14 protein-coding genes are annotated in these 13,854 nt (G+C 61.5%); 8 read left to right on the forward strand and 6 right to left on the reverse strand.

The features are described 5' to 3' along the window. Positions 1-244: 244 nt before the first annotated feature. The 3 genes from fliF (at position 245) to visR (ending at position 4,236) form a co-directional block, all read left to right on the forward strand. Positions 245-1,915, forward strand: coding sequence for a flagellar basal-body MS-ring/collar protein FliF (gene fliF, locus AC070A_RS12065; RefSeq protein WP_058323552.1), 1,671 nt, complete (start codon positions 245-247; stop codon positions 1,913-1,915). Between the two features lie 827 nt (positions 1,916-2,742). Then, the gene (gene visN / locus AC070A_RS12070) at positions 2,743-3,483 is read left to right on the forward strand and encodes a transcriptional regulator VisN (RefSeq protein ID WP_057248198.1); all 741 of its coding nucleotides are present in this window, start codon (positions 2,743-2,745) and stop codon (positions 3,481-3,483) included. Between the two features lie 12 nt (positions 3,484-3,495). Continuing rightward, on the forward strand, positions 3,496-4,236 hold the full coding sequence (gene visR, locus AC070A_RS12075) for a transcriptional regulator VisR (protein WP_057248199.1): 741 nt from the start codon (positions 3,496-3,498) through the stop codon (positions 4,234-4,236). 56 nt (positions 4,237-4,292) lie between these two features. Here the strand turns inward: visR and AC070A_RS12080 are convergent, their stop codons facing one another. The 6 genes from AC070A_RS12080 to motA all read right to left on the reverse strand — a co-directional run bounded on the left by AC070A_RS12080 (position 4,293) and on the right by motA (position 9,646). Then, positions 4,293-4,733 carry a BspJ family T4SS effector nucleomodulin gene (locus AC070A_RS12080; RefSeq protein WP_058323549.1) on the reverse strand — a complete coding sequence of 147 codons (441 nt, stop codon included), beginning with the start codon at positions 4,731-4,733 and terminating at the stop codon, positions 4,293-4,295. A 5-nt stretch (positions 4,734-4,738) separates the two neighbouring features. Continuing rightward, positions 4,739-5,815: a flagellar biosynthesis protein FlhB gene (gene flhB / locus AC070A_RS12085; protein ID WP_112994376.1), complete on the reverse strand. Its 1,077-nt coding sequence runs from the start codon at positions 5,813-5,815 to the stop codon at positions 4,739-4,741. Between the two features lie 273 nt (positions 5,816-6,088). Continuing rightward, complete coding sequence (fliG, locus tag AC070A_RS12090; protein ID WP_057248202.1) at positions 6,089-7,120, reverse strand: flagellar motor switch protein FliG; 1,032 nt, start codon at positions 7,118-7,120, stop codon at positions 6,089-6,091. A 29-nt stretch (positions 7,121-7,149) separates the two neighbouring features. Next, the gene (gene fliN / locus AC070A_RS12095) at positions 7,150-7,794 is read right to left on the reverse strand and encodes a flagellar motor switch protein FliN (protein WP_112994375.1); all 645 of its coding nucleotides are present in this window, start codon (positions 7,792-7,794) and stop codon (positions 7,150-7,152) included. Positions 7,795-7,818: 24 nt separating this feature from the next. Then, positions 7,819-8,763 carry a FliM/FliN family flagellar motor switch protein gene (locus AC070A_RS12100; protein ID WP_057248204.1) on the reverse strand — a complete coding sequence of 315 codons (945 nt, stop codon included), beginning with the start codon at positions 8,761-8,763 and terminating at the stop codon, positions 7,819-7,821. A gap of 4 nt (positions 8,764-8,767) precedes the next feature. Beyond that, positions 8,768-9,646: a flagellar motor stator protein MotA gene (gene motA, locus AC070A_RS12105; protein WP_057248205.1), complete on the reverse strand. Its 879-nt coding sequence runs from the start codon at positions 9,644-9,646 to the stop codon at positions 8,768-8,770. A 183-nt stretch (positions 9,647-9,829) separates the two neighbouring features. Here motA and AC070A_RS12110 point away from each other — a divergent pair, with 183 nt between their 5' ends. The 5 genes from AC070A_RS12110 to flgB all read left to right on the forward strand — a co-directional run bounded on the left by AC070A_RS12110 (position 9,830) and on the right by flgB (position 13,851). Continuing rightward, positions 9,830-10,609 carry a DUF1217 domain-containing protein gene (locus tag AC070A_RS12110; RefSeq protein WP_112994436.1) on the forward strand — a complete coding sequence of 260 codons (780 nt, stop codon included), beginning with the start codon at positions 9,830-9,832 and terminating at the stop codon, positions 10,607-10,609. A 2-nt stretch (positions 10,610-10,611) separates the two neighbouring features. After that, positions 10,612-11,337, forward strand: a complete 726-nt coding sequence (gene flgF / locus AC070A_RS12115; protein WP_057248206.1) for a flagellar basal-body rod protein FlgF — start codon at positions 10,612-10,614, stop codon at positions 11,335-11,337. Positions 11,338-11,355: 18 nt separating this feature from the next. After that, entirely contained in the window at positions 11,356-12,747 is a 1,392-nt protein-coding gene (gene fliI, locus AC070A_RS12120) for a flagellar protein export ATPase FliI (RefSeq protein ID WP_113737122.1), read from the forward strand. After that, on the forward strand, positions 12,747-13,304 hold the full coding sequence (locus AC070A_RS12125) for a flagellar protein (RefSeq protein ID WP_112994374.1): 558 nt from the start codon (positions 12,747-12,749) through the stop codon (positions 13,302-13,304). The genes fliI and AC070A_RS12125 overlap by 1 nt, the downstream gene beginning before the upstream one ends. Positions 13,305-13,470: 166 nt before the next feature. After that, positions 13,471-13,851: a flagellar basal body rod protein FlgB gene (gene flgB / locus AC070A_RS12130; RefSeq protein ID WP_057248268.1), complete on the forward strand. Its 381-nt coding sequence runs from the start codon at positions 13,471-13,473 to the stop codon at positions 13,849-13,851. The last annotated feature ends 3 nt before the right edge of the window (positions 13,852-13,854 follow it).

Here is a 13,854-nt window from a genome sequence, read left to right on the forward strand (position 1 = left end):
ACAGGCTCTTGTCAGTCAGTGGATAACTCTGCCGATGCGTCCATTCGATCGGCGATCCGGGCCGATCAAGCCAATTTCGCGCAAGTTTCGTTTCCTACGGTCCCGATCGGGGCTGGTAGATTCGCGCGCATTGGAAGTCGATACAAAGCATGTCGATACCCAGCAAACCCGAATGTTGGAACTGCGCAGGGCGCTCGGCCGATGACCGGCTTGAAAGCTCTGCGATACTGGGTGCGGAAACAGAATGAGTCTGTTGGATCAACTTTCGACGGTCACGAAGAACCTGAGCAATCTCGGGCAGGGCAAGCTGATCGCGCTGGCGGCAGCCGGCATGGTCGCGGTCGGCCTGGTGCTCGGGGCGGGCATTTACGTCAACAGACCCTCGTTCGAAACGCTCTATGTCGGGCTCGAACGCAGCGATGTCACCCAGATCAGCATCGCGCTGGCTGAGGCCAATATCGATTTCAATGTCGGCTCCGATGGCGCCAGCCTCCAGGTTCCCGTCGGCATGACGAGCAAGGCGCGCCTCCTGCTCGCCGAGCGTGGCCTGCCGAGCAGTGCCAATGCCGGTTACGAACTCTTCGACAATGTCGGTTCGCTCGGCCTCACCTCCTTCATGCAGGAAGTGACGCGGGTGCGTGCCCTCGAAGGCGAAATCGGCCGTACCATCCAGCAGATTTCCGGCATCGCCGCCGCCCGCGTCCACATCGTGATGCCGGAACGCGGCAGCTTCCGCAAGGCGGACCAGAACCCTACAGCCTCGGTCATGATCCGCGCCAGCGCCACCGTCGGCCGCAGCGCCGCTGCCTCGATCCGCCATCTCGTCGCCTCTTCCGTACCGGGGCTCGACGTCGATGACGTGACCGTGCTTGATTCGACCGGACAGTTGCTCGCCTCCGGCGACGATCCGGCCAACAGCGCTCTCAACCAGTCGCTCGGCGTCGTCCAGAATGTGCAGACCGAGCTCGAGAAGAAGATCGACAATGCGCTGGCGCCCTTCCTCGGAATGGACAATTTCCGTTCGAGTGTCACCGCGCGGCTGAACACCGATACGCAGCAGATCCAGGAAACGGTTTTCGATCCGGAATCGCGGGTTGAGCGCTCCACGCGCGTGACCAAGGAAGAGCAGAAGTCCAGCCAGCAGCAGCCGGACAATGCCGCGACCGTCCAGCAGAACATTCCTCAGGCTGCCCCGAGCGGCGGCGCCGGCCCGAAGTCGAGCGACGAGGCCGAGAAGAAGGAAGAGCAGACCAACTACGAGATCAACAGCAAGACGATTGCTACCGTCAAGAACAGCTACACGATCGAACGCCTCTCCATTGCCGTCGTCGTCAACCGTGGCCGACTGGCCGCGATGGTCGGCGAGCCGGCCGACCAGGCGAAGATCGACGCCTATCTGCAGGACATGCAGAAGATCGTCGCTTCCGCTGCCGGCCTCGATACGAACCGCGGCGACGTCGTGACCCTGACCGCCATGGACTTCGTCGAAACGCAATTGCTCGATCAGGCCGTCGCTGGCCCCGGCGTGATGGAAACCCTGACCCGCAATCTCGGCGGCATCATCAATGCCCTTGCCTTTATCGTGGTGGCCGCTCTGGTCGTCTGGGGCATGCGGCCGCTCGCCCGCCAGCTCGGGTTCGGCAGCACTGCCGGCCAGCTGGAAGGCGAAGCCGCCGGTCTCGAACTGCCCGACTTCTCTCCGGCCAATGCCGGTGCCGGCGGGGCGCTCATGGAAGGCTTCGGGTCGGACTTCGGCTTCGACAGCACCGACGACCTGCTCAATATGGGCGAAGACGGTGGCTTCAACCGCCGCGTCAAGGAAGGCCCGGAAAGGCGCCTGGCCCGGATGGTCGAGATCAGCGAAGAACGCGCGGCGAAAATCCTGCGCAAATGGGCCCTCGACAAGGCCGCCTGATACCGCCGCAGCCCTGCCGCAATCAAACAGATCCCGCCCGTGTGGCGGGATTTGTGTTTGTGGCGTCGCTCCCGCACGTCAGGCGGCGTCGTTCATGTCCGGGCCAAATATTGTGAGAGTCTGGGCGCGTCCGCCGCCACCGCCGCAAATTTGCTTCAAGTTTCGAAGTGAGGCCGCTGAGTCCTGTGGGAGCCGAGAATGGTAATATTTTAACGATATCTTAATTTATAGATTCGTCGCGCGCGCATGGCGTGCATTCGGTGCGGTCATCTACTATACCGGATTCCAGCTATACATAGTCAAACTGAAATATAACTTCGCATGCACTCAGATTTATTCTGAAAGTTTCACAATTTATATATCGGTAAAATGAGAAGAGCCCGAAAAACTCCTGATGCATTTCAGCCACAGCTGTGAAAACAAAGTATAATTTCTTCAGGTTCTAATTTTCGAATTTCGGCAATAAGCGCCCGTTTGTTGGGCAAAACCACGCCAATAGCGCTGTCCAGGATCGCGGCTGACGCGCGGGAACGGCAGGTTTTCAAGTAGAAATGCATTGTCTATCAATGTGTTGTGCCTTGGCATAGGCGATGAACGTCATTGGGCAGAACAGGCGAGGCCTGTCTGGGCCGAATCGGTCTATGCACAGGGTGTGAAGTAAATAGCCAGAACAGGGCGGTGGTATTTTTCTCGTGCCGATGTACATTTTTAACAGTTGATTCGCGTCCTGATCTGCGACTGGTGGTAATATTCGGCTTCGGCCGGCTGTTGGCGGCGACAGTGCAAGTGCAGTTCCGGGATGTGAATCCGGCACGGGGGCTGAACTCATGGACATTTCGCAAGCAGACATTGCTGTCTGGCCTTTGCCGACGGCACCGACACGTGCACGCGGCGGCGGTTTCTCGCGCGAACAACTTTTGCGAAGGCTGGGGGAAGTCGCCGGTCGGGGCGGTCTTGGCAGCGGTCTGTCGGCGCTGACCGAATATGTCGGCGCGAGCCACTATCTTCTGGCGCGCTATGACATCTCGCAGGACAACGGGCTCGACTTCGTGGTCTGTTCCGATTGGCCCTTCGACGTGGTGCGGCGCCTCTCCGGCGTCGTCACGTCGCTCCACGCCAAGACGACCGAGCTTGAAAAATGCCTGGCGGTGCTGCAGCCGTGCTTCTACGCGCTGCCCGATGACATCGGCCTGCCGCGCGGCATCAGCCGCGAATATTGCGCGGTCACCTTCAACGTCGGACGGCTGCGCTTCTCGCTGATGCTGCTCATGCCGGAAGACGTGATCCTGTCGCAGGAGAGCCTGCGGGACGTCACGCTGCTTGCGGGTTACCTCGCAAGCTTCACGACGCGCGCCGAAGTCCGGCACGATCGAGACTTCGAGTTGACGGAGCGCGAGCTCGAATGCCTCTTCTGGATCGCCGAGGGCAAAACCAGCGAAGAGATCGCGGTGATCCTCGGAATTTCGCGCAACACCATCAACAACTACATCACCAGCGTCATGCGCAAGACCGCGACCAGGACGCGATCGGAAGCGATAGCTTACGCGGTGCGCAACAATCTTGTGTGAGGAACGGGCGCGATGACGCATTTTCTCGGTGGTGGGCGGATCGACGACGACCACAAGCTCGCCCGGCAGGGCAACCGCGCCGCACGTGCCGCAACCCTGGTCACGCGTCTGCAAGCGATGCAGCGGCAGATCAATGCCAAGCATTTCGCCGTGCTGCGCCTCAGCGGTAAAGGCACGGCCCGAAAGCTGACCTGCGTCCTCGACAACTGGGGCCTTACGGCCGAAGCGAACGCGCATGATCTCATCACCGCCTATGGCGAGGAACTGGTTGCCCATCTCGATCAATCCCTGCTGCCGGTGCTTTGGAACGGGGCAGGGGAGCATCAGGCAGCGGAAGTCTCGGAACTCGCGCCCTTTGCGTATCGGTTGAAAGTGCGCAAGCTTGCCTATTCGGGCATAGCCTTTCCTGTCAGGCTCGGCGCGCAGGGCAACGGCTACGTCATCTTCGCCGGCAGCTACATCGATGCCTCGACCGAACAGGTGGTGGATCTGCATGGTCGCAGTTGCATGATCATGACCGACCTGCTGGCCGCCGATGAAAAGCGCATGGCGCCGGCCGAAACCTTGAGTGACCGCGAGATCGCCTGCCTGCAGATGGCGGGCGACGGCCATATCAGCGAAGAGATTGCCGAGCGCATGGGCCTCTCCGTCCATACGGTCAACGCCTATCTGGGCGCTGCGACCACCAAGCTCGATTCGGTCAACCGCATCCAGGCGATCGCCAAGGCGATCCGCCTTGGCTACATCAGCTAAGCGCATTCAGCGCCGGCGCCTTCTGCAGAATACAGGTGCGCGCATGCGCGGTTCTTTTAGCTTGCGAGCGGCAGTTCGTAGGATTTGATGAATTTTGCGTCCGCCAGGCTCCGCGCCAGGAAGGCCGTGTTCTCGTCCGGGTCGGCCGACGGGTTCTGGAAGCTGATATGGCTGATCTCGATGCCGGCCGTCTCGTTGCCGAGGGACAGGCGGACATAGATGGTGATACCGCGGGGCTTAAGCTCCAGGTCGAGAACGATTTCCGGCTCGCAATCCCAATCGAGATTGTAGTTGCCGCCGAGACCGAAGTTGACCGTACCGGGCAGAAAGTAAAGTTCTGCCGCGGATTCGACGAGATCGGCGAGGCTGGCGTAGGATTCGAACCGCAAGAGGGCGATGAAATCGGCGGCGTCGATGAGCCGCAGTTCGGTCGCCACAGGGCGGATTGCTTCAGCTACGATCTGTTCCCGCTTCTCGGAGAATTCGCACTTTTTCATCGGAGTTATGTCATCCGTTTTGGTTGCGACGCATGCACCCTGTGAATGAGCTCGGCAACAGCCTTGTAAAACACGGGTGGAATCACACTATCGACCGAGACTTGTGCAAACATGGAGCGTGCAAGTGGCGGATCCTCGAAGACGGGTATGCCATTTTTCTCTGCAATTTCACGGATTTTCAGGGCAACCAGGTCCTGGCCCATCGCCACGACGATGGGCGCGTCGCTTTCCTCGCGGACATAACGCAACGCGACCGCGTAGTGAGTCGGGTTGGCGATCACCAGCGTGGCACGCGGTACGGACGAGATCATCCGCTTGCGCGCCCGGTCACGCTGCATCGAACGCAGGCGCGATTTGACGATCGGGTCGCCCTGGGCCTGCTTCATTTCCTCCTTCACTTCCTGCTTGGTCATCATCAGTTCGGTGTACCAATGGTGCCGTGACCAGAAGAGGTCGGCGATCGCCAGAACCGCGGTCGCAAACAGGATGACGATCATGATCTCGTTGAGATCGTTCGCCATGGTCGAAAACATCGTGACCGGGTCCGAAAACATCAGGTCGAGCGTCGCGAAGTAGTTGTTCCATAGCACCAGCACGACGACGACGGAGACGATGATGATCTTGAACAGCGACTTGCCGAACTCGACCAGTCCCTGCACGCCGAAGATGCGCTTGAGCCCGCCCATCGGCGAAATACGGTTCAGCTTCGGCTGGACGCGGTCGAGAACCGGCCGCGGCAGGTTCTGGAAGATCGAGGAGCCGACACCGAAGAGGATGAGCAGCACGAAGGCCGGAACGACCAGCGCGGTCGATTTCCATGCGAGATGGGTGATGAGTGCCACCACGTCGGTCGAATTTTCCAGCCGCCAGGCCTCCGGCTGCTCGAAGATGTCCTTGAGGGCCTCGGCCATGGTGCCGACGCCGTCGGCAAGGAAGAAGACGAAGAAGATGTAGATCGCGAGCGTCGAGGCGAACATCGTCGCCTCGCGGGAGAAGGGCACGTTACCCTTCTCGGCAGCGTCGGAGATCTTCTTCTCTGACGGGGCCTCTGTTTTGCTGTCTTTATCCTGATCATCAGACATGAAGCAGGAAGGCTCCGGTTACATCTGGGCAGCGTCGATCGCGTTTTCTGCAGCGCCGTGCGTCTGTTAAGACGCGCAAAGGTCGTTGCAACGCGTCGAGCTGCTGCGTGCTCCTCAAATCGAGGCCGATCCAAGGAAAATGCAGTAGTGTACCCGGAAGGCTGGGCAGGCAAGCGTTGAGCCCCGGCATTCGCCAGGGCTCAACAGGAAATACAGTGAGGAGGGGGTGCGCCAGCCGTCCGCTCGACGGGCCCATGCGGTGCGCCTGCCCGATCAGGCCGCCTGCGCGTCCTTGTCCTTGAGCTCGAGCTGGCCGCTGGCCGCCAGGCGAATGGCTTCCTGGGTGATCGAGCGCCGTGCGATCGCGATGTCGCGCGGGTTGATGCCGGCATCGCCCATGGCGAGATCGGATTCGATCATGCGGCGCTGGCGCGCGCCGATCGAAGCAAGTACCGATTCGCGCAGTTCTCCCGTCGATCCGCGCAACGCCATCGTGATGATGTCCGTCGACACGTCGTTGAAGAGTTGTACGCGGCTGCGCTGCGGCATGTAGAGCACGTCGTCGAAGAGGAAGATCTTCGGGCGCACCTTGTTGGCGGAAGCGGTGCTGAGCGATTCGAGCGACGCGAGCAGGGTGTCCACCTGCGGCTTGTCGAGTTCGTTCATGACCTCGGCGATCTTGGCCGGGCCGGCCGAATTGCGTTCCGCTTCCATCTCGCCGATCATTTCCATGACGCGCTTCTCGATGATCGCGGCGGCTTTCGCGTTGACGTCCTTCATGTTGACGGCGCGCTTCAGGATGTCCGGCCGCTGCTCTTCGGAAAGCTGCAGCAGCACCTTGGCGCCGAAGCCCGAAGGCATCATCGACAAAACGTATGCGATCGTCTGCGGATGTTCCTTGGCAAGCTGTACCGATACGGCGACCGGGTCGCATTCCTGCAGGCGATCCCAGATGCTGGCCTCGTAGGACTGGAAAGTGGCGCGGCGGCCGAGCAGGCCGTCGACCTCGTCCGGGGTCAGGCCTTCTTCGAGGATGCTTTCAATCGCCTTGGCATTGTCCATCAGCCCGGCGCCCTCGGTGAAGAGGTCTTCGAACTCGTTGACGAGCGCTTCCAGCTCATGCGGCGGAATGGCGCGCAGCGACTGCGCCGCGGCGATGATCGACTGCAACTCGCTCTGGGTGAAGAACTTCAAGAGCTTGCTTGCGACGCCCTTGCCCATGGCAAGCAGGACGGCCGCCGCCTTGTCCGTCTGACTCAGCGGCCTTGATAGCGCCTGAGCCTCGAAACTTTCGAAATCCATCATGGATTCATCCTTCGCCCGATCATCGGGTTTTATGACTTCTTGCTGCCCTTGATCTCGATGAGTTTGACGCCGAATCGGGTGTCGTCGCCTTCGAGAACGGTAATTTCGCCGCGGCCGATCACCCGGCCGTTGACCATGATCTCGACTGGCTCGCCAATCCGGCGATCGAGCGCGATCGTTGCACCTTCGCTCAGGTTCATGAGACCGGACACCTGCATACGGCTTGTGCCGAGCACGATCTGGACGTCGATCGGGATATCCATGATCAGGTCGAGGTTGGCCGTCATGCCGCTGCCGGGCGGCGCGTCGATCGCAGCTTCAGCGCTGTCGAAGGACGTCGCGCCGAAATCGGCGCCGCCGAAATCGCTCGAAACGGAACCGCCGCCGAGGTCGGCGCCGAAGTCGTTGGAGCCGAAATCGCCGCCGAACGCGTCGAGGCCGCCGGCCGGTGCGCCGAAGTCGCTACCGAAGTCGGTTGCGGCGCCAGCGGGTTCGCTGCCGAAATCCGAGCCGAAGGCTGCCGGCGCATCCGAATCCTGCTTGAGGACACCGCGCAGGTCATTGATCGCCTGGTCGAGTTCCATGTCTCCGACAGCGGCTTCTGCCTGTTCGTTGATGGGTGCTTTCTTGGGTGCCATGTGAGAACTATTCCAGTTGAAGCTTGCCTCAGGCATGCTGCGAGCGCGCGGCAGGCCGATTTAACTCATGATGTGGCGAAGGATGTCCTGCTCGGAGCCGTGGGTATCCTTGACCCGAACCGTGTATTTCGATCCCGATCGTCCGAATTCGCAGACATAGAGGTCGCGACCATTGGCGTTGACGTCGACGCGAACGTCCTGGGCGTCGTGGAAGGGAATGACGTCGCCCGCCTGCAGCCGGCTGATCGTTTCGAGCGTCAGGCTTTCGAGCCGGATGCGCGCCTCGATCGTGACGGCAGAGCGGCGAACCTGTTCTTCGAGCTGCTCGGTCCATTCGGCCTTCGCCTTGCGCTGCTGGCCGCTGCCCTTCGGGAAGACGATGGTGGTCTTCAGGAGCACGCTCTGCGGGACGATGACGGAGAAGGTGGACATGACCGGGCCGAAGCCGATCGTCATGTCGATGGCGCCCGCATGGATGTCCTCGATCATGGGATCGGGCTTGGGGCGCGATGCGCTGTTGAGCGGACGTTCGACGATCGCTTCGAAACCGCCCGGCGCGTTGACGGCGGTGCGCAACACGTCGGCGATCTTTTCGAAAAGCGGCACGGCGACGTCGATCTCGATCTGGGAGAGCGCACGCGGCTGCGGCTCTTCGATCCCGGCCGGCTCGGCGCCGAGCAGCGCCTCGACGAGGGTGATGATGATCGGGCTGTCGCAGCCGATCTGGAAATCCGCGCACCAGTTGCGCAAGGACACGTCACTGATCACCACGCCGGTACCTAGGCCGGCGATCAGCTCCCGCCGCAGCCCCGTCCGGAAACCGGCATAGCCGATCGTGACGTCAAGACCCGTTTCCGCCCGGCAGATGTCGGGCAGGAACTCACTGAAGACCTGGCCGAGTTCGAGTGCCAGCCGGCCGATCACCCTGTCGTCGCCGAGCGCGCCGGTCATGCGCGCCAGGAGTTTCCGGTCGAATGCGTGAACGTTGGATGTTGCGGAATTCATGGGATCAAGCCGCCTTGCTTTCGCCGCCGCCGCCGGGGTTCATCATTTCCTGCTCGACCGCGTCGATCGACGGACGCTCATAGGCCGAGATGGTCTTGCGGCCGTATTCGAGAGCGACCTGCGGTACCGAGCCGTTCATGTAGGCAAGCAGCGTTTGCTTGACGATGATGTAGAGGCGGTTCTGCTTCTCGCGCACCGATTTGATGTTGGCGACCAGCGGCGCGACGATCGAATAGGACAGGAACACGCCAAGCAGCGTGCCGACGAGTGCGGCTGCGATCTTGGCACCGAGAACTTCCGGCGCCTCGCTGATCGCGCCCATCGCCTTGATGACGCCGAGAACCGCCGCGACGATACCGATCGCCGGGAAGGCGTCGCCCATCGTGTTCAGCGCGTGATAGCACTTCATCTTGTCGTGGGTGATGGTCTGGATTTCTTCGTCCATCAGCGCTTCGATCTCGTGCGATCGGGCGTTGCCGATGATGATCAGACGTACGTAATCGCAGATGAAGGCGGTCAGTTCCTTGTTCTTCAGAACCGTCGGCGCTGCCTGGAAGATCGAGGATTCTTCCGGGTTGTCGATGTGGCTTTCGATCTCGTTGCGCGACTTGGTGCGCAGATCCCGCATCAGCGAATAGAGAACGCCGAGCGTGTCGAGATATTCGCGCTCCTTCGGCACCTTGTGGCGAAAGGCTTCGCCGAGCGCCTTGCCGGTATCCTTAACCACCTTCATCGAGTTGGCCATGATGAAGCCGCCGATGCCGGCGCCGCCGATGATCAGCAGTTCGAAAGGCTGGTTGAGGACCTCCATGTGGCCGCCCATGGCCAGATAGCCGCCGAGAATACAGCCGAACGTCACAAGAAGCCCGATGATGATGTTCATTTTCGATACCTGTCGCGATCCTATTTTCCGCTAACGGGATACGGTTTCATCCTTGCGTGAGGCTGGCCGGCGCGGGCGATGGGGTCATTCATCGGAACAGGTTCGCGCAAGGCTATCCGGTCAGGATTTGTCAAGGCAGGGCGCATGCTCTGTCTGTGTCATTCCGGCAGGGGCGAACCGATCGTGACCACGACCTACACGAGCTACAAGCTGATAACGGCCGACTTGACGAAGTCGCTGGCCCGCGTTGCCGAGCAGCCGGATGTGGCGCGCGAGACGGAGTACTACCTGTCGAAGATCGGCGACGTCAAAACGATCGACGATTTCTTTGCCGATACCAGGCTCTACAACTACGCGATGAAGGCTCACGGTCTCGAAGACATGGCCTATGCCAAGGCTTTCATGCGCAAGGTGCTGACCGAAGGCATCGACAAGGACGACGCCTTTGCCAACAAGCTGACCGACAACCGCTACAAGCAGCTCGTCGAATCGCTGAACTTCGCCGCCCACGGCGCGGCCGCCACATCCTTCGACCGTGCCCAGAAGGGCGTCGCCGACAAATATGCTCGCCAGACGCTGGAGCAGAACGCCGGTGAGGAAAATGCCGGCGTGCGGCTTGCCCTCTATTTTTCGCGCATGGCGCCGACGATCAGCAGTGGCTACGCCATCATCGCCGACGAGGCGCTCGCCCAGGTGGTGCGCACCGCCTTGCAATTGCCCGACGAATTCGCGGCAACCGATGTCGATCGTCAGGCCGAGGCCTATGAGGCGGCGATCGATTTCAAGGATTTCCAGAACCCGAGCAAGGTGACCGAGTTTCTCGACCGGTTCACGGCGCTCTGGGAAACCAAAAATTCAACGGACGGTTATGATCCGCTCGCAGTCTTCGGTTCTTCGAGCGGCTACGGCATCTCTTCCGATCTTCTCCTGTCCATCAACAGCCTGAAACTCGGGGGAAATTGAACGTGCAAACCGGTCTTTACGTCGCGATTTCGTCGCAGATGGCGCTCGAGAAGCGCCTCAACACACTTGCCGACAATATCGCGAACTCCGGCACCGTCGGTTTCCGTGGCACCGAGGTGAAGTTCAATCAGATGCTCGGCGACACCAAGCCGACCAAGGTTGCCTATGTCAGCAAGGGCGAGGAATTCCTGAACACCAACAACGGCTCGCTGTCGCGCACGGGCTCGGCTCTCGACTTTGCGATCAAGGGCGATGCCTGGTTCCAGATCGAGACGCCATCCGGCCCGGCGCTGACGCGCGACGGGCGTTTCACGCTCACCGATACCGGCGAACTCGTCACTATCCGTGGCTATCCGGTGCTCGACGCCGGCGGAGCGCCGATCCAGCTCAACGGCAGCGGCGGCGAGATCACCGTCGGCGCCGATGGTGCGATCCATCAGAACGGCGTGGCTGTCGCCTCGCTCGGTCTCTATGAGGCAGATTTCAGCAAGGGTTTCATGCGCCTCGACAACAGTGCTGTTCAGCCGACGGCACAGGCCGAGCCGGTGGTCGATCGCTTCGATGTCGGCGTGATGCAGGGCTTCGTCGAGGAATCCAACGTCAATGCCATCCAGGAAATGTCGCAGCTGATCATGGTCACGCGCGCCTTCGACAACATCACTGGCCTGTTGCGTGACAGCGAGGGATCGCTCGAAGAAGCGGTCAAGACGCTCGGCGGCAGTCGCTAATTTCTGACGGGTACCGGCATGCAACGCGAAGGCCTGAAGACAAGCGCGGGATCGACCTCTCTGGCAGTACTTGCCGGTCTGGTCGAGCGCTACGCAAAGCCCGAATTCTCGATCGCTCCGGGCGGACACGTGCAGACGATTTCGCCCGGTCACTACACGGTGACCGGCCTTTCGCGGCATGTGCGGCTCGGTGATTTCGTCGCCCACAAGAGCGTCACCGGAACCCATCTCGGCGAAGTCGTGCGGGTCGAACCGGAGCGGGTGGTCGTCTGCCCGATCGAACCCGGCGATCCGATCGGCATCCATGACACCGTGATCCGCAAAGGTGCCTTCCGCGTCGCGCCGACCGATCAATGGTGCGGCCGCGCCATCAATGCGCTCGGCGAGCCGATCGATGGTCTCGGGCCGCTGCTGCAGGGCGATGTGCGCCGCTCGATCTCCAACACCGCGCCGCCGTCGATGAGCCGCAAGCGGGTCGAGAAGGGCTTTCTCACCGGGGTCAGGGCGATCGACATCTTTTCGCCCCTCTGCCTCGGCCAGCGTCTCGGCATCTTCGCCGGCTCCGGCGTCGGCAAGTCGACGCTGCTCTCCATGCTGGCGCGCGCAGACGCCTTCGACAAGGTGGTGATCGCGCTCGTCGGTGAGCGCGGCCGCGAAGTGCGCGAATTCATCGAGGATACGCTTGGCGACAATCTCGCAAAGTCGGTCGCGGTAGTGGCAACCAGCGACGAAAGCCCGATGCTGCGCAAGATGGCGCCATTGACCGCCGTCACCATCGCCGAGCACTATCGCGACAATGGCGACAACGTGCTGCTGATCGTCGACAGCGTCACCCGTTTCGCACACGCGATCCGCGAAGTGGCGACGGCTTCCGGCGAGCCGCCGATTGCCCGCGGTTACCCGGCCTCCGTTTTCACCGAGCTGCCGCGGCTGCTGGAGCGCGCCGGTCCCGGTACCGAAGGCTCAGGCACGATCACGGCGATCATCTCCATCCTTGTCGACGGTGACAACCACAACGACCCGGTCGCCGATTCGACGCGTGGCATCCTCGACGGTCACATCGTGCTCGAACGCAGTCTTGCGGAAGAGGGGCGCTATCCGCCGATCAATCCGCTCGCCTCCATCTCGCGCCTGGCGCGCAAGGCCTGGACTCCCGACCAGGAAAAGCTGGTGTCGCGGTTGAAGGCGCTGATCCACCGGTTCGAGGAAACCCGCGATCTTCGCCTGATCGGCGGTTACCGCCCCGGTGGCGATCCCGACCTCGACATGGCGATCAAGCAGGTGCCGGTTATCTACGACGTGCTGACGCAGACCGCCGGTGAGCGCCCGGCGCAGGACGCCTTTGCCGATCTCGCCAATGCATTGAAGGCGGCGGCGATGGGCAATCAACCGGGCGCGAGAGCGAGGTGATGGCGGTGACCGATTACGATGCGGACGAAATGGTTCATCAGCGCAAGCGAAGCAGCCGCATGCCGATGACCGACAAGTTCCTGGCCGCGACCGGCGTCGCGCTTGCCGCCTTTGCGACTTTCTTTCCCTGGTACGCCTTCTTCCACCAGGACAAGTTCACCATGCCGCCGCTCTGGCAGGGTTCCACCCGCGATCTGCCGGAGCGCGCCGCCCGCAACGTCGTCTCGGTTTCGCCGCTGGCAATGCCCGACGCGGACGGCGAGACCATGGCGGCGATCGACCAGCTGACGACGGCGACCGTGCCCGGCATCGCCGGCGGTCCGGGTCCCGAAGGGTCGGCTGCGGAAGAGGGGCTGTCACAGCCCTTTCCGGGCAAGTCCGGCTTCAAGCTGATGCATGTCGCCAATGGCCGGGCGCTGATCGAGGATGCGAGCGGCATGTATATCGTGCGCATCGGCTCCGTCCTGCCTGACAACACCCGGCTTGCCACGCTCGAGCAGCGAGACGGCCACTGGGTGATGATCACCTCGTCAGGCGAAGTCTACCAGGCCAACTGATTTAGCAGCCCATCGTCAGAGTTGATGGTCGCGTATCGCTTCGGATGCGCGGCGCGCTGCTGTTCGCCCGAAGCGGAATGCAAGCGTCCGGACCGCAGCGACCTCCGACGAAAGTCCCACGCAAGATTACCGGCCTAGGTTCGCATCACCAAGCATGGAGCTTTTGATGCAACCGATTCAGCTTTTCGAACTCGCGTCCCGGCAGGCCCAGTGGCTGACCGTTCGCCAGAACGTGGTGGCCGGCAACATCGCCAATGCGAACACGCCGCATTACAAGGCGAAGGACGTCAAGCCGTTCGAAAGCGTGCTGCAGGATACCGGCATGCAGATGGCCGCGACCCACAAGGCGCATTTTACCGAAGGCCTCGAAGCCTCGCAGGTTGCCGAAGTCGGCATGGTCGACGGTGTGCAGATCCAGCAGTCCGGCAATAGCGTCGCGATCGAGCAGGAAATGATGAAGACCGGCGAGATCAAGCGCGACTACGAGCTCAGCGCCGGGCTTGTGAAGGCGTTTCACCGCATGATGCTGATGACGGTACGGAAGTAAGAA

The sequence above is a fragment of the Ensifer sp. GW101-20A05 genome, from assembly GCF_059424735.1.